Genomic DNA, 21000 nt, shown 5'->3' on the forward strand with positions numbered 1-21000 from the left:
TCGGCGTGCAGGTCGGCCCGACCGGGATTTTGGCCGGAGACCTGGAAACCGGCAGTCGGCAACTCGTGGTCGCGGACACCGGGTTCGAGCGCGCCCTCACGCACTTCTTCCTGCCGGCGCCCATCGTCCACGGCAGCATTGACGAACTGGTCAGGCGCATCGCGGGAATCTGCGCCCTGTTACGCGACGAGGTCACCGAACGTCTCGCCCGCGAGGAGCACGGAGAGGCCGACGCGGCGTTCTCGATCCTGGCCGGCAACTGGAAGGACCTGCTCTTCCCCGACGCTCGTCCGGAGGAGTTCGCGGACCAGTACAGCCAGACACTGACGTTCGCCGTCCTGCTGGCCCGTCTTGAGCACATCGACCTGGGCAGGCTCACCCTCCCCGAGGTCGCGATCCGACTGGGCAAGCGGCATTCCTTGATGGGCAAGGCTCTGGCGGTGATGACCGACGACGCCCTCGACGATCTGAAAGGCATCATCGACCCGTTGATCGACGTCATATCGGCCGTCGACCCCGAGATGTTCAAGGACGAGACCGGAGACGCCTACCTCCATCTGTACGAGGGCTTTCTGGGCGCCTACGACCCGGAACTGCGACGACGGACGGGCACGTACTACATACCCGGTGAGATCGTCCGCTTCATGGTCGGGTTCACCGACGAGGTGCTGCGTGACCGGCTCGGCCAGGAGGACGGGTACGGAAGCGACGACGTGACCGTGGTCGACCCCGCCATGGGCACCGGAACCTTCCTCATCAACATCATCGACCACGTCGCCAAGTCCCTGTCACTCAAGTACGGCAGAGAACTCAAGTCCGGGCTTCTCCGCGAACTCTCGGGCCGGCTGGTCGGGTTGGAGAAACAAACCGGGCCGTACGCCGTCGCCGAACTCCGTGTGCACCAGGCCCCTCCAGTCCCACGGCGCCGATGCCACGCGTCGCCCACCGAGGCTCCTGGTGGCCGACACACTCGACGATCCCGCCGTCGAGCATCACTTGGGGTTCATGTACGAGGCGATCGCCCGCCACCGCCGCATGCGAACAAGATCAAGGCGGACGAGAGAGTCATGGTGGTCATCGGTAATCCGCCCTACCTACGACAACCTCTACGTCTACTTCTGGGCATGGTCCACCTGGAAGGTCTTCGACCAGCTGATGGCCTCAGGCACACCGAAAGCGCCCAGCGGGATCGTCGCCCTCATCACCAACTCCGGATACCTGGACAGTGAGGGCGCGGCCGGCATGCGCCACTACCTGCGCGAGGCGGCCGACGAGGGCTGGGTCATCGGTCTCTCCCCCGAGGGCGCCTACTCGGACACGCGCACCCGTGTGTTCCAGGACGTGAAGCGCGAGATATGCATCGCCGTCTTCGTTCGCCACGGCGCCCCAGATGCGAGCACCCCGGCGCGGGTCTGGCGGCTCGACGTCCCCGTGGGCACGCGCGAGGGGAAGTTCGATTGGCTGGATGGGCTCAGCCTCGAAGGCCACAGTGACGGGACCTCCTGGCAGCTCTGCCCTGCACAGTGGACCGCTCGCTTTCACGTCACGTCCGACGCCGAGTGGTCAGCCATGCCACCAGTGGACGCCTTGTTGCCCTGGACGATCACTGGCAACACCAACAACCGCAGTTGGCCCGTCTCACCCAGCCGGGACGTTCTGGAAAGGCGCTGGCGCGGGCTCGTCCAGGCTCCGGCAGACGCCAAAGCGGCGTTGATGAAAAGCACCGGAGACCGCCGTCCGGACAAGCCGGAACCACCCCTGCCCGGCGGGCGGGAGATGGGCAGCCTCGCCGCAGAGAAGGAAACTGTTCCGGTCATCGTCCCGTACGGACGGATGACCTTCGACCGGCAGTACATCATCGCGGACCGGAGAGTGATCGACCGGCCGCGGCCGGCCTTGTGGTTCGCCCACAACGACCAGCGTCAGATCTACCTGTCCGAACTCCACACAGAATCAGGCCGTCCGGGGCCCGCGGTGAGCTTCACCGCCCTTCTGCCCGACGTTCACCACTTCAAAGGCACCGAAGGCGGCCGCGTTGCCCCCCTCTACCGCCACCCCCACCAGGCGGAACCCAACGTGACCCCCGGCCTGTTGCGGCTTCTCACCAAGACATACGGCGTGACGGTCACCGCCGAGGACCTCTTCGCGTACATCGCGGGAACAGCCGGACACGGCGGCTACACGCGCCGCTTCGCCGCGAACCTCGCCGAGCGGGGCACTCGCATCCCCCTGACACGCGACCCGGCCCTGTGGGCGGAGGTGGTGGAGGTGGGGAGGCGCACGGTGTGGATCCACACGTACGGCCGGCGCTTCGCCTCTCACCACCACGACAGTCCGCCTGGATCGACCCCGAGACTGCCCCCGGAGGAGCGACCGGAATGCGTCGTTGCGATCGGAGAGGACGACGGGCTTCCGGAGGACATCTCCTACGACGCGCCCACGCGCACCCTCACGGTGGGCACCGGCTCCATTCGCCCTGTGGCGCCGGAAGTCTGGGACTACCGGATCGGCGGGGTGCAGGTGGTCCGCAAGTGGTTCGGCTTCCGCAAGCGCAGGCCGGACGTGGAGCGGCAGACACCGTTGAACGACATCCTGCCCCCGACCTGGCCCGCCCGGTGGACCGTTGACCTCCTCGACCTCATCAACGCGCTCGGGCTCCTCCTGGCCCTCGAACCCCGACAGGCCCGGCTCTTGGACGCCGTGAGCAGCGGACCGCTCATCACCACCGACGATCTCCGGGACGAGGGCATCCTGCCCGTGCCCGCCTACGCGGCGAAGGAACCGAAGGCGCCTCGACTGTCCCGGCGCAGCCCCGGGCCCGGTCAGGAAGCCCTCGACTTCCCGGACTGACACGCGCCCAGCCCGAGTGCCTGACACCCGGACCGCAAGCAGCATGTCCTCGCACGATGACGCATCGTACGAGCCGTCACCGACCGGTACCGAACACGCGGAGCACATCGTCGCCGAACTCTGGGCGGGGTGCGCCCTGTGAGCGTCTGGTCGTAGCCCCGGTGGAGTTCCGGGACGACTTCCCGAGCCGGGCGACGCGCCGCCGCGGACGAAACTGCGGTCAGCCCTCGGGGGCTCCAGGTGCGGGAGCCCCCGAGGGCTGTGGTGGTATTACGGCGTCATCGCCGCCGCCGCGGGCGCCGGGGCGTAACCCGTGGGGCGGGCCGTGAAGGTGCCGCGGCCCTGGGTGCGGCTGCGCAGTCGGGTCGCGTAGCCGAACAGTTCCGCCAGCGGGACGGTGGCGGTGACCACCGCCGAGCCGCCGCGCACCACCGAGTCGGTGACCCGGCCGCGCCGGGCGGCGAGGTCACCGAGGACACCGCCGACGACGTCCTCGGGCACGGTGACCGTGACCTCGACGACCGGCTCCAGCAGGACCATGGCGCAGGCGCGCAGGGCCTGACGGAGTCCGAACCGGCCGGCCGTGCGGAAGGCCGTGTCGGAGGAGTCCTTCACATGGGTCGCCCCGTCGGTCAGGGTGACCCGCAGCCCCGTCACCGGGTGACCGCCGAGGGGCCCCTCGGCGAGGGCGTCCCGGCAGCCGGCCTCGACGGCCCGCACGTACTCCTGCGGCACGCGCCCGCCGACCACCGCCGACCGGAACTCGAACCCCTCCTCCAGCGCCTCCACATCGAGCACGACATGTGCGAACTGCCCGGCACCGCCGTCCTGTTTGACGTGCCGGTACACCGTGCCGGACACGCCTTCGCCCACGGTCTCCCGGTAGGTCACCCTGGGACGACCGACGTTGACGTCCAGCCCGAGGGTGCGGCGGATCTTCTCCACCGCCACCTCCAGGTGCAGCTCACCCATGCCCGACAGCACGGTCTGTCCGGTCTCGGGATCGGTCCGCACGACCAGCGAGGGATCCTCCTCCGCCAGCCGGGCGAGCGCCGAGGCCAGCCGGTCGGTGTCGGTGCTCCGGCACGCCTCGACCGCCACCGACACGACCGGGTCGGCGACACCGGGCGGCTCCAGGACCAGCGGGGCCGCGGGCGCGCAGAGGGTCGAGCCGGGCCGGGCCGACTTCAGCCCGACGACGGCCACGATGTCCCCCGCGACCGCCCGGTCCACCTGCGCGTGCCGGTCGGCCTGTACGCGCAGGATCCGGCCGATCCGCTCGACACGCCCCGTACCGGACTCCCACACCGAGTCTCCCTTCTCGACCGTTCCCGAGTACACCCGCAGGTAGGTGAGCCTGCCCGTGGGCGTGGCGCTGACCTTGAAGGCGAGGGCGGCGAACGGGGCGGCGGGATCGGCGGGGCGTCGCCCGTCGACGGCATGAGCACCATCCTGACCATCCTGGCCATCCTGCATACGGTCGACCGCACCCTTCCTACGGTCGGCGCCATCCCGGATTCCGCATACCGCCGGCACGTCCAGCGGCGACGGCAGATAGTCGACGACCGCGTCCAGCAGCGGCTCGATCCCCCGGTTGCGGTATGCCGACCCGCACAGGACGACCACACCGTCCCCCGTGCGGGTCAGGTCCCGCAGGGCGGCGGTGAGGGTCGCCGCGGAGAGCGTCTCCCGGTCGCAGAACTCCTCCAGCGCGGCCGGATGCCGCTCCGCCACCGTCTCCTCCAGGAGCCGGCGCCTGCGCAGCGCCTCCTCCCGCAGTGCCTCCGGTACGTCCCCCTCGACAGCGGTGTCGTTGCCGTCGCCCCAGGTCAGTGACCGCAGGCGGAGCAGGTCCACGACTCCGGTGAAGGTGTCCTCAGTGCCGATGGGCAGGTGGACGACGAGCGGGACGGGATGGAGGCGTGCGCGGAGGGAGGCCACGGCGGTGTCGAGGTCGGCGCCCGCACGGTCCATCTTGTTGATGAACGCGATCCTCGGTACGCCGTGCCGGTCGGCCTGGCGCCACACCGACTCACTCTGCGGTTCCACGCCGGCGACGGCGTCGAACACCGCCACCGCCCCGTCGAGCACCCGCAGGGCGCGCTCCACCTCGTCGGCGAAGTCGACATGTCCGGGGGTGTCGATCAGGTTGACGCGGTGACCGTTCCAGTCGCAGCTGACGGCCGCGGCGAAGATGGTGATGCCACGGTCGCGCTCCTGGGGGTCGAAGTCGGTGACGGTCGTGCCGTCGTGGACCTCGCCGCGCTTGTGCGTGCTCCCGGTGGCATACAGGATCCGCTCGGTGACAGTGGTCTTGCCGGCGTCGACGTGGGCGAGGATGCCCAGGTTGCGCACGGCGCAGAGGTGACGACGGTCGAGGTTGTTGCGCACGGCCCTTGGCCTTTCGGGTGTTCTCGGGGAACGGGCGGCGCGATGGGCCGATGCCTGGTGAGGGACGCGCCGTCGGCTCGGTGGAGCGGACGGCGCGTCGCGTACTCGGACGGGCGTCAGCGCATCCGGTGTCCGGCGCGCAGCGGACACCGGACGGACGAAGACACGAGGATCACCTCGTAGCGTGCGCGGGGAGCGACGGCGGCGGTGCGGTCTCGCATGGCCGGGCTCCCTTCGTTCGTCATGGTGCGCCGCGGCCCCGGTCGTGGGCGGCGCTCGGCCTGCGGTGAGTGTAGGAGCGAACCGGCGTGCCCCGCACGGCATTTACCTCACGCCGGAGCCGCTGTGGTCGCCTCCGTGTAGAAGTGCCGCCGGACCCGGCGCAGCCAGGCCTCCGCCGGCCGTTCGTCGGGCTGGTCGGGCAGCACGCTGCGGGTGCCCGCGAACCTCTCCTCGAAGTCGCGCAGCAGCGGCTGGGCGGCCTCGGGATCGGCGGCGACCTGCTCGCCGAAGCGGTGGTAGCTCTCCGGGTCGTCGACGCGGATCGTCAACCGGCCGTCGGCGTACAGCTCGTAGCCCTGGGTGCACAGCCGCTTGAGGTGCCGGGCGTGCTTGGCGATCCGCTTGGCGGTCTGCTCGGTGTGCGTGCCGTCGCCGCGGTTCTGCAGTTTGCGGAACTGCTGGGTGGCGTAGCCGAGGTAGGCGTCGCGGACACGCTGGGCGCCGAGCAACGTCGTGCGGATGCCGATGAGTTCGTCGCCGAGGGGGGTGCGGACCTCGTACAACTCGTCGGGGAGCCAGACGAGTTCCATGACGGTCGGGTTGCCGCCGAGCGCGAGCCGGCACCACTTGGCGGCCTCGTGCACAGTGCGGTCGGGCGCGGTGGAGACGTGGGACTCCTTCGGCGTGTGCAGGCCGTGCAGGTCCTCGGTCGGGGCGGCGAACATGCCGAGGCGGTCCACGTCGGATCCCGCGTGCGCGAGCCCGTAGGCGGTCGAGCCGACGACGCCGGACAGAAGGATGTTGCTGACGGTCACTGGTGCCCCCGTTGATGTGCGCCCGGCGGTGTGCCCGGGTGACGTGAGCGCCATGATGCCCCGGCGTGCACCCCGCCCACCTCACCTTTTCGGCATCCGGCCGCCGTCCCGCCGTTCACCCTGACGGATCCGTCCGCTGGTCGCGGGGCCGACCCGGTGGTGCCTTGGAGGAGCGGTCCCTGCCGCGATCCGACCTCAGGAGGTATCCGTGACCACCCCCAGCCCGTCCCGGCCGTCCGGCCCGACCCGTCCCGCCGGTCCGGGGCGCCCGGGTCGTCCAGGACGTCCGGGACGCCCGGTTCACGCGCGGGCCGCCCTTCCGCGCCCCGGCCTTCTTCCTCACGCCAGAACCATGTGACATATTACTGCGGTGACCAAGCGACCGAGCGGTGACGTCGTGGTCGTCGGCGCCGGCATGGTGGGCGCCGCCTGTGCGCTGTACGCGGCCCGAGCCGGGCTCGACGTCGTCCTGGTGGACCGCGGTCCGGTGGCGGGCGGCACCACCGGCGCGGGCGAGGGCAACCTCCTCGTCTCCGACAAGGAGCCCGGTCCCGAACTCCAACTCGCCCTGCTGTCCCTGCGTTTGTGGGCGGAGCTCGCCGAACAGCTGAGCGTGGACGTGGAGTACGAGCCGAAGGGCGGGCTCGTCGTCGCGTCCACGCCCGAGTCCCTCGGCGCCCTGACCGATCTGGCCGCCGGGCAGCGCGCCGCCGGGGTGGAGACGGTCGCCGTCAGTCCCGCCCGACTGCCCGACTGTGAGCCACACTTGGCGCCCGACCTCGCGGGCGGTGTCCTGTATCCCCAGGACGCCCAGGTGATGCCCACCCTGGCCGCCGCCCATCTCGTACGGGCCTCCGGTGCGCGTCTGGAGACGGGCCGGACCGTGACGAGTGTCCTGCGCGGCGGCGACGGGGCCGTGCGCGGCGTACGCACCGACCGGGGCGACCTCCTCGCGCCGGCCGTGGTGAACGCGGCCGGAACCTGGGGCGGTGAGATCGCGGCGATGGCGGGAGCGGCCCTGCCGGTGCTCCCCCGCCGTGGGTTCGTCCTGGTCACCGAGCCGTTGCCGCCCCGGGTGCGGCACAAGGTGTACGCCGCCGACTACGTGGCCGACGTGGCCAGCGACTCCGCCGCCCTGCAGACCTCGCCGGTCGTCGAGGGCACCGCCGCCGGCCCCGTGCTGATCGGCGCGAGCCGTGAACGGGTGGGCTTCGACCGGTCGTTCTCCCTGCCGGTCGTACGGGCGCTCGCCGCCGGGGCGACCCGGCTGTTTCCGTTCCTGACGGACGTGCGGGTGATGCGCACCTACCTCGGTTTCCGCCCCTATCTGCCCGACCATCTGCCCGCGATCGGGCCCGACCCGCGGGTACCGGGGCTGTTCCACGCCTGCGGGCACGAGGGCGCGGGCATCGGGCTCGCCACCGGCACCGGACAGCTGCTCGCACAGGCGCTGACCGGCCGGAGCCCGGAGCTGGACCTGACGCCGTTCCGCCCCGACCGCTTCGCCGAGACCGAGGAGGCCGCACGGTGAACACCCACAAGTCCTTGCGCGGAGGCCGCCCTTGAATCCGCTGCGTCTGGTGCGGGCCCGACCCGGTGCGCCGTTCACCGTCACCTTCGACGGCCGGGAGATCGAGGCGCTGCCGGGGCAGACCCTCGCGGCCGTGCTGTGGTCCGCGGGGGTCTGCGCCTGGCGCGGCACACGGGGCGAGGGCCGGCCGCGTGGGGTGTTCTGCGGGATCGGCGTGTGCTTCGACTGCCTGGTCACCGTCGACGGCCGCCCCAACCAGCGGGCCTGCCTGGTTCCCGCGGTGCCGGGCGCTGACGTCCGTACGCAGGAGGGGACGGGGCACGATGACTGAACGCCGCCCGGTGCTCGCGGTGATCGGGGCGGGGCCGGCCGGTCTCGCCGCCACGCTGGCGGCGGCCGCGCGGGGTGTCCGGGTGACACTGGTCGACTCCGCCTCCGCACCGGGCGGCCAGTTCTACCGGCAGCCCGCGCGCGGCCTCGGCGCCCGCCGCCCTCAGGCGCTCCATCACCGGTGGCGGACCTGGCAACGTCTGCGCAGCGGACTGGACGCACGGCTCGCCGCCGGACAGGTCACCTGTCTGAGTGATCGTCATGTGTGGTGTGTGGAGCGGGAGTCGGCGGGATTCACGGTGCACGCGCTGCTCGGTCCCGATCAGCGGGAGTCCGTCGCGCTCCAGGCCGATGGAGTGCTGCTGGCGACCGGTGGATACGAGAAGGCCCTGCCGTTCCCGGGCTGGACGCTGCCCGGTGTGGTCACCGCGGGGGGCGCGCAGGCGCTGCTGAAGGACGGACTCGCGCTGCCGGGCCGTACGGTGGTCGTGGCCGGCACGGGCCCGCTGCTGCTGCCCGTCGCCACCGGCCTCGCGGCGGCGGGCGCGAAGGTGGCCGCCCTGGTCGAGTCGGCCGACCCGAGGGAGTTCGTACGCCGGGCCCGCTCCCTCGCCGGGGCCCCGGCCAAGCTCGTCGAGGGCGCCGGATACGCGGCCCAACTCCTCGGACATGGCGTCTCTGTAATGGTTCGTCATACGGTGCTGGAGGCGCACGGCAGCGAGCGACTGGAGTCCGTCACCGTGGCCGCGCTCGACTCCGAGGGGCGCCCGGTGCCCGGCAGCGAGCGCCGTGTCCGCTGCGACGCGCTCGCCGTGAGCCACGGGCTGCTGCCGCACACCGATCTCGCGGACGGGCTCGGCTGCGGTCTCGACGGGCCGGCCGTGCGCGTGGACGACGAACAGCGCACCGACGTCCCCGGCGTCTGGGCCGCCGGAGAGACGACGGGCATCGGCGGCGCGGCCCTTTCGCTGGCCGAGGGCCACATCGCCGGACGCTCGGCGGCGGCCCGTCTGCGGGGCACCACCCCCGACCCGGGCGGGTGGGCACCGGCGGCCCGGACCCGTACCCGACTGCGTGCCTTCTTCGCCGGACTCGACGGCGCCTACGCGCCCGCGGCCCACTGGGCGGAGCAGGTGACCGACGAGACGGTGGTGTGCCGGTGCGAGGAGGTCTCGGCCGGGGCGGTCCGTGAGGCCGTGGGCTCGCTGGGCGCGGGCGATCTGCGCACCGTGAAGCTGCTGACGCGGGCCGGGATGGGCTGGTGCCAGGGCAGGATGTGCGAACCCGGGGTGGCGGGGGTGACCGGCTGTGCCCCTGCCCCGGCCCGCAGACTGCTCGCCCGGCCGGTCCCCCTCGGCGTCCTGGCCGCACCCACCGAACCCCTGGGCACCCAGTGATATGTCACATGCCGTCGACGAAAGAACGGAAGAGAGGCCGGCTCCCATGACCGACGTGACCACCTCCGAGCACCGACCCTGGCGAGGCGTCCTCGTCGCCACCGCGCTCCCCCTCCGCGACGACCTCTCCGTGGACCACGACCGTTACGCAGAGCACTGCGCCTGGCTCGTGGCGAACGGCTGTGACGGCGTCGTACCGAACGGCTCGCTCGGCGAGTACCAGGTCCTCACGCCCGAGGAGCGCGCCCGGGTGGTGGAGACCGCGGTGGCCGCGATCGGCGGGGACCGGGTGATGCCGGGCGTCGCGGCGTACGGCTCGGCGGAGGCCCGGCGTTGGGCGGAACAGGCGGGCGAGGCGGGCTGCGGGGCGGTGATGCTGCTGCCGCCCAACGCCTACCGCGCCGACGAGCGGGCGGTGTTGGCCCACTACGCGGAGGTCGCCGGGGCGGGACTGCCGGTGGTGGCCTACAACAACCCGATCGACACCAAGGTCGACCTCGTGCCCGAACTCCTGGCCCGGCTGCACGGCGAGGGCCACATCCACGGGGTGAAGGAGTTCTCCGGCGATGTCCGGCGCGCCTACCGGATCGCCGAACTCGCCCCGGAACTCGACCTGTTGATCGGGGCCGACGACGTACTGCTGGAGTTGGCGGTGGCCGGGGCCAAGGGCTGGGTGGCCGGATACCCCAACGCGCTACCGAGGGCCTCCGTGGAGCTGTACCGGTCGGCGATCGCCGGGGACCTCACCACCGCCCTGCCGCTGTACCGGCAGTTGCATCCCCTGCTGCGCTGGGACTCGCGCGTCGAGTTCGTGCAGGCGATCAAACTGTCGATGGACGTGGTGGGCCGGCACGGCGGCCGGTGCCGTCCGCCGCGCGGCCCGCTGCCGCCGGAGCAGGAGGCGGCCGTCCGCGCGGCCACCGAGAAGGTCCTGGCCGCAGGCCTGGCATGACGGTCCGGCCCGAATCCACCGCACGGAGGGAGACTTCATGCGCAGCAGACTCGTCCTGCACGCCGTCGACTCGCACACCGAGGGCATGCCGACGCGGGTGATCACCGGCGGGATCGGCACCATCCCGGGCGCGACCATGAACGAGAGGCGGCTGTACTTCCGTGAACACCGCGACGACATCAAGCAGTTGCTGATGAACGAGCCGCGCGGGCACTCCGCCATGAGCGGCGCGATCCTCCAGCCGCCCACCCGGCCGGACTGCGACTGGGGCGTGGTCTACATCGAGGTCTCCGGCTATCTGCCGATGTGCGGGCACGGCACGATCGGCGTGGCGACCGTGCTCGTGGAGACCGGCATGGTCGATGTCGTCGAACCGGTCACGACCATCCGTCTGGACACCCCGGCCGGGCTCGTCGTCGCCGAGGTGGCGGTGGAGGACGGCGCGGCCACGGCGGTCACCCTGCGGAACGTGCCGTCGTTCTCCGTCGGCCTGGACCGCAAGGCGACCCTGGCCGACGGCCGTACGGTGACGTACGACCTCGCGTACGGCGGGAACTTCTACGCGATCCTGCCGCTGGAGGAGTTCGGGCTCCCCTTCGACCGGGCACGCAAGGACGACATCCTGCGGGCCGGGCTGTCGCTGATGGAGGCGATCAACTCCGAGGAGGAGCCGGTCCATCCGGAGGACCCGTCGATCCGCGGCTGCCACCACGTCCACCTGTACGCGCCCGGCGCCACCGCCCGCCACTCCCGGCACGCGATGGCCATCCATCCGGGCTGGTTCGACCGCTCCCCCTGCGGTACGGGGACGAGCGCGCGGATGGCGCAGTTGCACGCGCGGGGTGAACTCCCGTTGCACACCGAGTTCGTGAACGAGTCGTTCATCGGCACCCGGTTCACGGGCCGACTGCTCGGTACGACGGAGGTGGCCGGCCGTCCCGCCGTCCTTCCCAGCTTCACCGGGCGTGCCTGGGTCACCGGAACGGCACAGTACCTGCTGGACCCGACGGACCCGTTCCCGGCGGGGTTCGTGCTGTGACGCCGTTCCGCCGTGACGCCGTGACGCCGGGGACTTCACCGCCGTAGATACTGGTGATACGTGATATGGCACAGCCCGTACCGAGGAGACCCGCCCATGGCCGCCCCGCCCCCGAGCAGCAGCCCGACGCCCGCCGCGCCCTCGCTCCCTGTGCTCGGCGGCCGGCGCAGCAGCTTCCGTGAGCGGGTCGCCGACGCACTGCGGGCCGCGCTGATCGCGGGCGAACTCCTGCCCGGCGAGGTGTACTCGGTGCCGGTCCTGGCCGCCCGCTTCGGTGTCTCGGCGACGCCGGTGCGCGAGGCGATGCTGGACCTGGCCAAGGAGGGCCTGGTGGACGCGGTGCCCAACAAGGGGTTCCGGGTCACCGAGGTCTCCGACCGGCAGCTCGACGAGTACACGCACGTCCGCGGGCTCATCGAGATCCCCACGGTGGCGGGGCTGGCGACGACCGCCGACCCGGTGTCGCTGGAGGCGCTGCGGCCGGCCGCCCGGGAGATCGTCGCCGCGGCGGTGGCGGGTGATCTCATCGCCTATGTCGAGGCCGACACCCGTTTCCACCTGGGTCTGCTCGCCCTGGCCGGCAACGCCCATCTCGTGGACGTGGTCCGGGACCTGCGCGGCCGGGCCCGGCTCTACGGCCTGACCGCGCTGTCCGCTTCGGGCCGGCTGCTGGCCTCCGCCGAGGAGCACCTGGAACTCCTGGACGCCCTTCTGGCACGCGACGAGCAGGCCGTGCGCGAGGTCATGACACGGCACCTCGGGCATGTGCGGGGTCTGTGGGCCGCGGCCCACGAGGAACACGGGCGACCTGCCGGGAGGTAACCGCTTCCACCCCTGATCACACCTTTTTCGCCGGCCCCCGCCTGTGATCCTTGTCGCGGGCGGGCGAAGCGTGGGAGATGCGCCGGATGGGCAGTTACTTGCCCGTACATGAAAGGATGGCATCTCACTTGTGGGGGAATTCGTGCGGCTGTGTGTGATAGGTGCGGGTCTGTCGGGTCTAGCGACGGCACACGCCCTCAAGACCGCCGGGGTCGACTTCGTCTGCCTGGAGCAGGCGAGCGATGTCGGGGGTATCTGGCGTCGGCCGCAAGCCGGCGAGCGCGGCCCCGGCTATCTGTCGCTGCACCTCAACACCGCCAAGCCGCTGACGGGTTACTCGGAATACCCGATGCCGGACTCCTACCCGCTCTATCCCCGGCACAACCAGATCGCCACATATCTACGCGCGTTCGCCGAGTGGGCCGGCGTACTGGACCGCATCGAGCTGGGGACGACCGTGGACTCCGTACGGCAGGACGCCGACGGCGGGTGGACGGTGGTCAGCCGGGATGCCGACGGCACCCTCTCGTCCCGCCGCTTCTCCCACGTGATCGTCGCCTCCGGGCACAACTCGGAGCCGTCGATGCCCGCGCTGCCGCCGGGCGCGGAAACGTTCACCGGAACGATTCGCCATTCCCTCGACTACCTCGACGGCAGCGAGTACGCAGGACAGCGCGTCATCGTCGTGGGGCTCGGCGCCACCGCGGTGGACGTCGCCGCCGACCTGTCCCGGTACGCCGAGCAGACCATGCTCTCGGTGCGCCGGGGGCTGCACATCGTACCCAAGCAGTTGTTCGGCATGGCCCTCGACCAGATAGCCGACGCGCCGTGGTGGATCAGTATGTCCCTGTCCGAACAGCGCCACTTCATCGAACAGGCCCTGCTGGTCGCCCGCGGCAAGCTCAGCGACTACGGCCTGCCCGAGCCGGACCACCCGCTCTTCGCCACGGCCATCACCATCTCCGACGAGATCCTCAGCCGTATCCGCCACGGCGCGGTCACGCCGAGGACCGCGATCGACGCCATCAACGGCGACCGGGTCTCCTTCACCGACGGCACATCGGTCAGAGCCGACGCGATCGTGTACTGCACCGGCTACCGGCTGTCCTTCCCGTTCCTGGAGCCCGGCTGCCCGGTCGGCGCGCAGGGCTCGGTCGAGCTGTACAAACGGGTCGTCGCCCCGGATCGTCCCGGTCTGTTCTTCGCCGGCCTGATCCGCCCCGTCGGTTCGATCACGCGGCTGGTGGAGGCCCAGGCACGGTGGATCGCGCGGCTCGTCACCGGCGACGCGCTGCTGCCGGAGACGGAGTTCATGCGCAAGGAGATCGCGACGTACCTGAGCGGTATCGCGGGTCAGTACGGGCAACGGGAGGGTGCGTCGATCCAGGTCGACATGGCTCCGTATCTGCGGGAGCTGCGGGAGGAGTACTCCTCCCGGTGAAACGCCCGAAGCAAGGGAATGCCCGCCCCGGAGGGCGGGCATCCGGCCTTCTCGTGTGGAACTGCCGTGTGGAGCTACTTGGTCAGCCAGTTGAGGAACTTGCTCCACACACCTGCCTGCTCGGGCTGGCGGGCGGCCACCGGAGTCGGGCGCGCCGACGCCTGTGCGGTGGTCTGCCGGGTCGGCCGAGCCACCGGCTTGATCGGGGTGAACCGGGCGGGGAGTGTGGCGAGACCGCGACTGAAAGCACCCGGACGCCACGTCAGGCTGCTTTCAGGAACGCTGAGTTCGACGTCCGGCAGCCGGTTGAGGAGGTTCTCGATGGCCGACACGGCGATCTGCCGGGCGGGTTCCTTCGAGGGGCAGGCGTGTGGTCCGGCGCTCCAGGCGAGGTGCGCCCGGTTGCTGCCGGCTTTACGGGCCGCCGACAGTGCGGGCCCTGTGTTGGCGGCGCCGATACCGATCAGCATCAGGTCACCGGCGGTGAGCTTCTGGCCCGCGAACTCCATGTCGGACACCGGGTAGTGGGCGGCGAAGGTGGTCATGGGCGGGTTCTCCCACAACGTGTCGTCCATCGCCTCCTCGATCAGCCCGCCCTCGTTGGCGTACCGGTCGTCGGTGAGCAGCCGGTGCAGGGTGTTGCCGATGAGGTTGACCAGGGGCTCGGCGCCCGCGCCCAGCAGCAGGGCGACCTGGTGCAGCATCTCCTCGTCGGTCAGGCCCGTGTGATGCTTCAGCAGCCAGGAGGTGACGTCCTCGCCGGGCTTGCGCCGCTTGAGGGCGATCAGTTCGCCGACGGCCTGGAACAGCACCTCACCCGCCTTCTCGGCGTTGACTCCGTCGAATATGCCGGAGATGCCGAAGAAGACGCGGTCGCCGATGTCGGCGGTGCAGCCGAACAGCTCGTTGAACACGAACAGCGGAAGCTGCTTCGCGTAGGAGCCGATGAGGTCGGCCGAACCGCGTTCGGCGAACTGGGAGATGAGGAAGTCGGAGATCCGCTCGACGCTCTGGCTCAGCTTCATCGGGTCGATGCGCGACATGCTGTCCGTGATGGACTGACGCAGCCTCAGATGTTCGGCGCCGTCGCTGTACATGCAGTTGGGCCGGTGGGCGAGCACAGGGAGGACGGGACTGTCGGGGGCGATCCGGCCCTCGTTGAGGTCCCGCCAGCGGCGCGCGTCCTTACGGAAGGAGCCGGAGTCCTGCAGGAGTTGGAGAGCGGTGGCGTAGTCGGTGACGAGGGTGGCCTCGACTCCCGGGGTGATCTCCACGGGCGCGGTGGGCCCGTAGTGCCGCAGGTATGCGTAGTAGGCCTGCGGGTCGGCCGCGTACTCCGGCCCGTACAGCGGCACTCTGCCGCCGGGCTGGTGCGCCGGGCAACCCGGAGGGGGCACGGGGGCGGTGGGTTGGGCGTCCATGTCTGCTCCTAGTGGGCACGGTCCTGCAGGTGACGGACGAGGGTGATCAGCGCTTCGGCCGAGGACCGTTCGTCCCGTGCGTCGCAGGTGACGACGGGGGTGTCGTCGAGCAGGTCCAGTGCTTCGCGCAGGGCCATCTCGTCGCGCAGCGGCGAGCCGTCGAAGTGGTTGACGGCGATGGCGTAGTCGAGTCCGTACTGCTCGATCAGGTCGATCACGCCGAAGGAGTCGGCGAGTCGCTCGGGGTCGACCAGCACCAGCGCGCCGAGCGCGCCGCGCGCCATGTCCTCCCACATCTGTACGAAACGCTGCTGGCCCGGTGTTCCGAACAGGTACAGCACGACGCGGTCGCTGATGGTCAGACGGCCGAAGTCCATGGCGACCGTGGTGGTGGTCTTGCCCTGGACTCCCTTGAGGTCGTCGACGGACTCGGCGGCCCGCGTCATCGTCTCCTCGGTGGACAGCGGTTCGATCTCGGAGATCGCCCCGATGAACGTGGTCTTGCCCACCGCGAAGTGACCCACGACGAGAATCTTGACCGCCGTCTGGGTCGCGCCCTCACGGACGTACGCCTTCTCATCCAAACTTGGCCCTGAGACCATTCAGCACCTCCTCCAGGATCTCCCTGTCGGCGAGCGGGGCCCGCTGTACGGGCGGGCGGGTGACGAGGTAGCCGCCCTCGGTGAGGGCCGCGAGGAGGATCTTGACGACGCCGAGGGGCAGTTGGGTGTGTCCCGCGATCTCGGCGACGGACAGGTAGCCGGCCGAGCACAGGTCGAGCAGGTTCTGCTCCTCGGGCGACAGCCGGGTGGGCCGCTGCTGCTGGTCGGCGGCGGCCGTGACGAGGGTGATGAGGGAGAGCTTGTCCTCGTCGGGGAGTCCGCGTCCCTTGGTGATGACGTACGGACGCACTAACTCCGGTGTCTGGGGCTCCAGTTCGTCGAAACCGGTCATGACCGTACGCCGTGGTTCTCGCGCGGCGGGGTCGTCAGGGCCTTGCCGAGCTGGCCGACGAGCTGTTGCATACGGAAGGTGATGTCCTGCATGTCGACGTCCGGTGAGGCGGAGACGCCGAGGTAGGCACCCTCTCCGGCGGAGATCAGGAAGACCCAGCCGCCGTCGAACTCGACCAGCGTCTGCCGCCACTTCTGGCTGCCGTCCTCGCAGAAGAAGGCGAGCGAGCGGCTGAGCGACTGCACACCGCTCATCGCGGCGGCCACGCGGTCCGCGTCGTCCTTGCCGAAGTCCTGCGTCCGCGCCATCAACAGGCCGTCGGCGGAGATCAGGACGGCGTGCAGGGCCCCGGGAATCTCCAGGGCGCTGTCAAGCATCCATGACAGATCGTCGTTCACGAGAACTCATGCCCTTCGCTGCTTGCACCACGGGTGCTGCTCGACTGTTCCGCGGGGTCCGTCTGCGTGGCCCGGCCGGACCGGGTGCCGCGCTGGAAGGCGCCCATGATCGCCGCCGTCTCCGCGCCGGATCGGGTGGGACCGGAGCCGTTCGAGGCGCTGCCGGGCACGATGGCCATCGGCCGCTTGCGGCGGCGCTTGGGCAGACCGTCGGAGGTGGTGCCGATGGCCACCGGGGCCTCGGGACCACCGGTGATCGGGGCGGCCGTCCCGGTGGACGGGACCGGGGCCGGCTCCCTCTGCTCGGGTGCCGAGGTGAGCAGGTCGTGCGGCAGGAGAAGGACCGCGCGGACACCTCCGTAGGGGGAGGAGGAGTCCACGGACACCTCGAAGCCGAAGCGCTCGCTGAGCACGCCGACCACCGCGAAGCCGAACTGCGGCGGGTTTCCGAGTGCGGAGACACCGGAGACACGCTCGCTGGACAGGAGTTTCTCGGCGCGGGCCCGTTCCTCGTCGTTCATACCGACACCGGCGTCGTCGACGACGATGCAAATACCCTTGGGCACGGTGCGGATGTTGATTTCGACGACGGTGTCCGGGCTGGAATAGCTGGTGGCGTTGTCGAGGAGTTCGGCGAGGGCCAGGGCGACCGGTTCGACGGCACGGCTGGTGATGCCGAAGTCGACCTGCGAGAGAATTTCCACCCGCCGGTAATGGCGGACCCTGCCCTGGGCGCTGCGGACGACGTCGTAAACGGAGGCGACATCGCGCTGACGTCCGAGCCAGCCGTCACAGAGGACGGCGATGGACTGGGCACGCCGACCGAACTGGGAGTTCGTGTGGTCGATCTCCAGCAGGTCCTGGAGGATGATCGACTCACCGTATTTGCTCTGCAGCCGGGAGACGATCAACTGCTGTTCCGCGGCAAGGCCCTGGAGCGTCCGCATGGCGGACTTCAAGACCGTTTTCGTAGCCTCTTCGGCTCTTTCCTGAGCTGCCTCGACGGATTTCGCGTACCCGTTCTCGAGCTCGGCGTGGCGAGCCCGGACATCTGCGAACTCCTGCCTTAACGTCCGCGCCGCCCTGCGCTGGCGAACAATGACGGCGACTGCGACGAGTACGGCGACGAGGAGAGCCCAGAGTACCGGGTTCTGTATGTAATCAGTCATAAGACTCTCTTCAGGCGGCCTCGACTGACGGCCAGTTGCTGAATTCCCGTCAATATGCGGGTGGACCGGCGGACCGCCCGCATCGGAGTTGCCGCCCGGACTGTCCCCGTAGTCGGAGATGTCGTCTTGCACCCATCCGCCCGCTCTACAAGCGAGCGTGATCGTATCACCACAAGAAGACAACACAGACCGTCAATGTGGGGATCCTGAAGAACGTTGACGACCCGTCAGCCGTACTGGTAAGCGCCTCCACGACGACCCGCGCGACTACCGTGACAGAACAAGTGATAAACGGGCTTCCGCGACATTCGGGCGAGATCCCAGCAATTGCTGCCGACCGAGAAGGCGAGGAACGGCCGGGAAGGGCCAGGGGCGGTCGGGAACGAGAAAACCCGTACCTGGCGGGAGCCGAGCACGGGTTTCAGGCACTCACCGGGCCAAGACCACTCGGTACGGAGAGTGAGAGTGTCCGAGGGGGGACTTGAACCCCCACGCCCGATAAAGGGCACTAGCACCTCAAGCTAGCGCGTCTGCCATTCCGCCACCCGGACAAGGTGTCTGTCGGCCGTCTGGGGTGTTCCCCGCGGCGACATGGACAACAATACCAAGCTTTCGGAGTGCGTTTCACCTGCATATCCGCTCGTCAGACACCCTGGGCGGCCGGACCCGGGGGGCATCACACGATGTGACGGACCGGTCACCCGCTCCGTCCGGGTCCTCGTGTCGTACGAGGACCCGGCGGCCACCCGTGAGACGGACAGTAGGCGGGCGGGGCGTCAGGGCGTCAGCCGGTACTCCGGGAAGTTCCCCGGCAGCCGCTCCCCCGCCGGTCCCCGGGTCACCGCGCGCACCAGCAGTTCGCCGCCGACGAACGCGCCCCGCCAGGACGCGCCGAAACCGCCGAAGAGCTCCTCACGGTCGCCGCGCGAGCGGGGCCGGCCGTGTCCGACCTTGAAGGCGCGGATCTGTGGGGCCAGGCGCTCGTAGGTGGCGCGGTCGTCCGTGGACAGGGTCGCGACGAGCGCGCCGTTGGACGCGTTCATCGCGGCGAGCAGCTCCGCCTCCGTGTCGACCAGGACGATCGTGTCGACCGGTCCGAACGGCTCCGCGTGGTGCAGCGGCGAGGACGGCGGCGGATCGAGGAGCGCGACGGGCTGGACGTACGCCGAGGTGTCCTGGCCGGGCAGGAAACGCGCGTCGGCCGGATCGGCGCGGTACAGCGGGACGGCGCCGCGGTCGACGGCCTCGGCGACCTGGTCGCGCAGCTCCTTGGCCTTGGCCGCGTTGATCACCGGCCCGAAGTCCAGCCGGGGGTAGGGGTCCGAGGGCCGGTCCACGGCCAGTGGGTGTCCGACCGTGAGTGTGCGCACCGCCGGGAGGTAGGCGGTGAGGAAGGCGTCGAACAGCTCGCGCTGGACGACGAACCGCGGATACGCGGTGCAGCGCTGCTTGCCGTAGTCGAACAGCTTGGGGATCACGCCGCCGAGGGTGTCCCAGTCCGAGTAGTTCCAGATGCCCCAGGTGTTGAGTCCCTCCTGTTCGAGTACATGCCGTTTGCCGAGGTCGGCGACGGCCGTGGCCACGGCTGCGCCGGTGTCGCGGCCGCCGACGAAGGAGACGCAGCCGATCTCGGGCGCCCGCACCAGCGCCTGGGACAGCTCGCCCCCGCTGCCGCTCAGGAGAGTGACGGGAATCCCCTCCCGGGCGGCCAGTGCGCAGGCCAGGGTCAGACAGGCGACACCGCCGTCGGTGGGGGTCTTGGCGATCACCGCGTTGCCCGCCAGTGCCTGCACCAGCACTGCGTGAACGAGCACGCTCATCGGGTAGTTCCAGCTCGCGATGTTGGAGACCGGTCCGTCCAGCGGAGCGCGGCCCGCCAGCATCTGTTCGATGCCGTCGACGTACCAGCGCACCCCGTCGACGGCCCGGTCCACGTCGGCCTGCGCGAGCCGCCACGGTTTGCCGATCTCCCACACCAGCAGCAGGGCGAGGAGTTCGCGGTGCGCGGCGAGGGCGTCGAGGGTGGCGGCGATGCGGGCCCGGCGTTCGCCGAGCGGGACGTGCCGCCACGCGCGGTGCTGGTCGAGGGCGGCACGGACGGCGCGGTGCGCGGTGTCCGCGTCGAGGCGGGGCGGTCCGGCGACGGGGGTGCCGTCGACGGGGCTGGTGGCGGGCAGCGTACGGCCGTCCGCGTGCCAGCCGGCGTTCCAGAGGTTGAGGACACGGTCGTCGCGGAAGGCCTCCGGGGCCGTGGCGAGGCAGCGCCGCCAGGCGTCGGCCCAGGAGGTGCCGGACTTCAGGGTGAGGGCGGTGGCCATGGGGATGGGGTCACACCCCTTCGTCTGTGTCTGTGTCTGCGTCTGCGTCTGCGTCTGCGTCTGCGTCCAGTACGGCGAGGGCGAGCCGGGCGGTCTCGGTCGGTGTACCGCCCACCCGGACCCCGGCCGCCTCCAGCGCCTCCTTCTTGGCCTGTGCGGTGCCCGACGTACCGGACACGATCGCGCCCGCGTGCCCCATCGTCCGGCCCTCGGGCGCGGTGAAGCCGGCGACGTAGGCGACGACGGGCTTGGTGACGTGGTCGCGGATGAAGGCCGCGGCACGCTCTTCGGCGTCGCCTCCGATCTCCCCGATGAGGACGACGAGTTCGGTGTCGGGGTCGTCCTGGAAGGCGGCCAGGCAGTCGATGTGGCTGGTGCCGACGACGGGGTCGCCGCCGATGCCGACACAGGTCGAGAACCCGATGTCCCGTAGTTCGTACATGAGTTGGTAGGTGAGCGTGCCGGACTTGGAGACCAGTCCGATACGGCCCGGCTTGGTGATGTCGGCCGGGATGATGCCCGCGTTGGACTGACCGGGGGTGATCAGGCCGGGGCAGTTCGGTCCGACGACCCGCGTTCCGCGTGCCTTCGCGTACGCGGTGAAGGAGACGGAGTCGTGGACGGGGACGCCCTCGGTGATGACGACGGCGAGGCCGATCCCGGCATCGGCGGCCTCCGTCACCGCCGCCTTGACGAACGCGGGCGGGACGAAGACGACACTCACATCGGCGCCGGTCGACTGCATACAGTCGGCGACCGACCCGTAGACGGGTACGGCACGCTCGTCGAAGTCGACGGTACGGCCCGCCTTGCGCGGGTTGACGCCGCCGACGACGTTCGTGCCGGCCGCGAGCATGCGCCGGGTGTGCTTCATGCCCTCGCCGCCGGTCATGCCCTGGACGAGGACCTTGCTCTCCTTGGTGAGGTAAATGGCCATGGTGTCCGGTCTC

Annotated in this window: 18 protein-coding genes and 1 tRNA gene; 9 read left to right on the plus strand and 10 right to left on the minus strand. The window is 70.5% G+C overall.

Annotated features, from left to right (window positions below):
• The first annotated feature begins 5 nt into the window (after positions 1-5).
• Positions 6-1229, plus strand: coding sequence for an N-6 DNA methylase (locus tag ACLZN2_RS06590; RefSeq protein WP_416977417.1), 1224 nt, complete (start codon positions 6-8; stop codon positions 1227-1229).
• Positions 1156-2850 (plus strand): type ISP restriction/modification enzyme, encoded by a 1695-nt coding sequence (locus tag ACLZN2_RS06595; RefSeq protein ID WP_416977418.1) that lies wholly within the window; start codon positions 1156-1158, stop codon positions 2848-2850. The genes ACLZN2_RS06590 and ACLZN2_RS06595 overlap by 74 nt, the downstream gene beginning before the upstream one ends.
• A 270-nt stretch (positions 2851-3120) precedes the next feature.
• Here the strand turns inward: ACLZN2_RS06595 and fusA are convergent, their stop codons facing one another.
• Positions 3121-5241 carry an elongation factor G gene (fusA, locus tag ACLZN2_RS06600; protein WP_416977419.1) on the minus strand — a complete coding sequence of 707 codons (2121 nt, stop codon included), beginning with the start codon at positions 5239-5241 and terminating at the stop codon, positions 3121-3123.
• Positions 5242-5570: 329 nt separating this feature from the next.
• A complete protein-coding gene (locus ACLZN2_RS06605; protein WP_416977420.1) occupies positions 5571-6278 on the minus strand; it encodes a DNA polymerase beta superfamily protein in 708 nt (235 codons plus the stop codon).
• A gap of 370 nt (positions 6279-6648) precedes the next feature.
• On the opposite strand from ACLZN2_RS06605, the gene ACLZN2_RS06610 reads away from it, so the two are divergent.
• The 7 genes from ACLZN2_RS06610 to ACLZN2_RS06640 all read left to right on the plus strand — a co-directional run bounded on the left by ACLZN2_RS06610 (position 6649) and on the right by ACLZN2_RS06640 (position 13790).
• A complete protein-coding gene (locus ACLZN2_RS06610; protein WP_416977421.1) occupies positions 6649-7809 on the plus strand; it encodes an NAD(P)/FAD-dependent oxidoreductase in 1161 nt (386 codons plus the stop codon).
• Positions 7810-7840: 31 nt separating this feature from the next.
• Positions 7841-8140 carry a (2Fe-2S)-binding protein gene (locus ACLZN2_RS06615; protein WP_416977422.1) on the plus strand — a complete coding sequence of 100 codons (300 nt, stop codon included), beginning with the start codon at positions 7841-7843 and terminating at the stop codon, positions 8138-8140.
• Positions 8133-9536: an FAD-dependent oxidoreductase gene (locus tag ACLZN2_RS06620; protein ID WP_416977423.1), complete on the plus strand. Its 1404-nt coding sequence runs from the start codon at positions 8133-8135 to the stop codon at positions 9534-9536. Before ACLZN2_RS06615 ends, ACLZN2_RS06620 begins: the two co-directional genes overlap by 8 nt.
• 46 nt (positions 9537-9582) lie before the next feature.
• Positions 9583-10488, plus strand: a complete 906-nt coding sequence (locus ACLZN2_RS06625; RefSeq protein WP_416977424.1) for a dihydrodipicolinate synthase family protein — start codon at positions 9583-9585, stop codon at positions 10486-10488.
• Between the two features lie 37 nt (positions 10489-10525).
• A complete protein-coding gene (locus ACLZN2_RS06630; protein ID WP_416977425.1) occupies positions 10526-11527 on the plus strand; it encodes a proline racemase family protein in 1002 nt (333 codons plus the stop codon).
• Between the two features lie 96 nt (positions 11528-11623).
• On the plus strand, positions 11624-12349 hold the full coding sequence (locus tag ACLZN2_RS06635) for a GntR family transcriptional regulator (protein ID WP_416977426.1): 726 nt from the start codon (positions 11624-11626) through the stop codon (positions 12347-12349).
• Between the two features lie 142 nt (positions 12350-12491).
• Positions 12492-13790, plus strand: coding sequence for a flavin-containing monooxygenase (locus ACLZN2_RS06640; RefSeq protein WP_416977561.1), 1299 nt, complete (start codon positions 12492-12494; stop codon positions 13788-13790).
• A gap of 74 nt (positions 13791-13864) precedes the next feature.
• Here the strand turns inward: ACLZN2_RS06640 and ACLZN2_RS06645 are convergent, their stop codons facing one another.
• The 8 genes from ACLZN2_RS06645 to sucD all read right to left on the minus strand — a co-directional run bounded on the left by ACLZN2_RS06645 (position 13865) and on the right by sucD (position 20987).
• Positions 13865-15211 carry a cytochrome P450 gene (locus ACLZN2_RS06645; protein WP_416977427.1) on the minus strand — a complete coding sequence of 449 codons (1347 nt, stop codon included), beginning with the start codon at positions 15209-15211 and terminating at the stop codon, positions 13865-13867.
• Positions 15212-15219: 8 nt separating this feature from the next.
• On the minus strand, positions 15220-15813 hold the full coding sequence (locus tag ACLZN2_RS06650) for a GTP-binding protein (RefSeq protein ID WP_133913809.1): 594 nt from the start codon (positions 15811-15813) through the stop codon (positions 15220-15222).
• The gene (locus ACLZN2_RS06655) at positions 15788-16165 is read right to left on the minus strand and encodes a DUF742 domain-containing protein (RefSeq protein WP_399097850.1); all 378 of its coding nucleotides are present in this window, start codon (positions 16163-16165) and stop codon (positions 15788-15790) included. The genes ACLZN2_RS06650 and ACLZN2_RS06655 overlap by 26 nt, the downstream gene beginning before the upstream one ends.
• The gene (locus ACLZN2_RS06660; RefSeq protein WP_416977428.1) at positions 16162-16563 is read right to left on the minus strand and encodes a roadblock/LC7 domain-containing protein; all 402 of its coding nucleotides are present in this window, start codon (positions 16561-16563) and stop codon (positions 16162-16164) included. Before ACLZN2_RS06660 ends, ACLZN2_RS06655 begins: the two co-directional genes overlap by 4 nt.
• Positions 16560-17732 (minus strand): ATP-binding protein, encoded by a 1173-nt coding sequence (locus ACLZN2_RS06665; protein ID WP_416977429.1) that lies wholly within the window; start codon positions 17730-17732, stop codon positions 16560-16562. The genes ACLZN2_RS06660 and ACLZN2_RS06665 overlap by 4 nt, the downstream gene beginning before the upstream one ends.
• Before the next feature lie 466 nt (positions 17733-18198).
• Positions 18199-18283 (minus strand) — tRNA-Leu (locus ACLZN2_RS06670).
• Between the two features lie 225 nt (positions 18284-18508).
• Positions 18509-20050 carry an aldehyde dehydrogenase family protein gene (locus ACLZN2_RS06675; protein WP_416977430.1) on the minus strand — a complete coding sequence of 514 codons (1542 nt, stop codon included), beginning with the start codon at positions 20048-20050 and terminating at the stop codon, positions 18509-18511.
• A 10-nt stretch (positions 20051-20060) separates the two neighbouring features.
• Positions 20061-20987 carry a succinate--CoA ligase subunit alpha gene (gene sucD, locus ACLZN2_RS06680; protein WP_416977431.1) on the minus strand — a complete coding sequence of 309 codons (927 nt, stop codon included), beginning with the start codon at positions 20985-20987 and terminating at the stop codon, positions 20061-20063.
• Between the last annotated feature and the right edge of the window lie 13 nt (positions 20988-21000).

This window comes from Streptomyces sp. T028, assembly GCF_048159505.1.
Taxonomy (GTDB): domain Bacteria; phylum Actinomycetota; class Actinomycetes; order Streptomycetales; family Streptomycetaceae; genus Streptomyces.

What these genes read in the sequence shown, in the direction of transcription:
- ACLZN2_RS06635 (WP_416977426.1), top strand. Translation starts at nt 11,624, where the DNA reads ATGGCCGCCCCGCCCCCGAGCAGCAGCCCGACGCCCGCCGCGCCCTCG.
- sucD (WP_416977431.1), bottom strand. Translation starts at nt 20,987, where the DNA reads ATGGCCATTTACCTCACCAAGGAGAGCAAGGTCCTCGTCCAGGGCATG.
- ACLZN2_RS06625 (WP_416977424.1), top strand. Translation starts at nt 9,583, where the DNA reads ATGACCGACGTGACCACCTCCGAGCACCGACCCTGGCGAGGCGTCCTC.
- ACLZN2_RS06675 (WP_416977430.1), bottom strand. Translation starts at nt 20,050, where the DNA reads ATGGCCACCGCCCTCACCCTGAAGTCCGGCACCTCCTGGGCCGACGCC.
- ACLZN2_RS06650 (WP_133913809.1), bottom strand. Translation starts at nt 15,813, where the DNA reads ATGGTCTCAGGGCCAAGTTTGGATGAGAAGGCGTACGTCCGTGAGGGC.
- ACLZN2_RS06655 (WP_399097850.1), bottom strand. Translation starts at nt 16,165, where the DNA reads ATGACCGGTTTCGACGAACTGGAGCCCCAGACACCGGAGTTAGTGCGT.
- ACLZN2_RS06620 (WP_416977423.1), top strand. Translation starts at nt 8,133, where the DNA reads ATGACTGAACGCCGCCCGGTGCTCGCGGTGATCGGGGCGGGGCCGGCC.
- ACLZN2_RS06595 (WP_416977418.1), top strand. Translation starts at nt 1,156, where the DNA reads ATGGCCTCAGGCACACCGAAAGCGCCCAGCGGGATCGTCGCCCTCATC.
- ACLZN2_RS06645 (WP_416977427.1), bottom strand. Translation starts at nt 15,211, where the DNA reads ATGGACGCCCAACCCACCGCCCCCGTGCCCCCTCCGGGTTGCCCGGCG.
- ACLZN2_RS06665 (WP_416977429.1), bottom strand. Translation starts at nt 17,732, where the DNA reads ATGACTGATTACATACAGAACCCGGTACTCTGGGCTCTCCTCGTCGCC.
- ACLZN2_RS06630 (WP_416977425.1), top strand. Translation starts at nt 10,526, where the DNA reads ATGCGCAGCAGACTCGTCCTGCACGCCGTCGACTCGCACACCGAGGGC.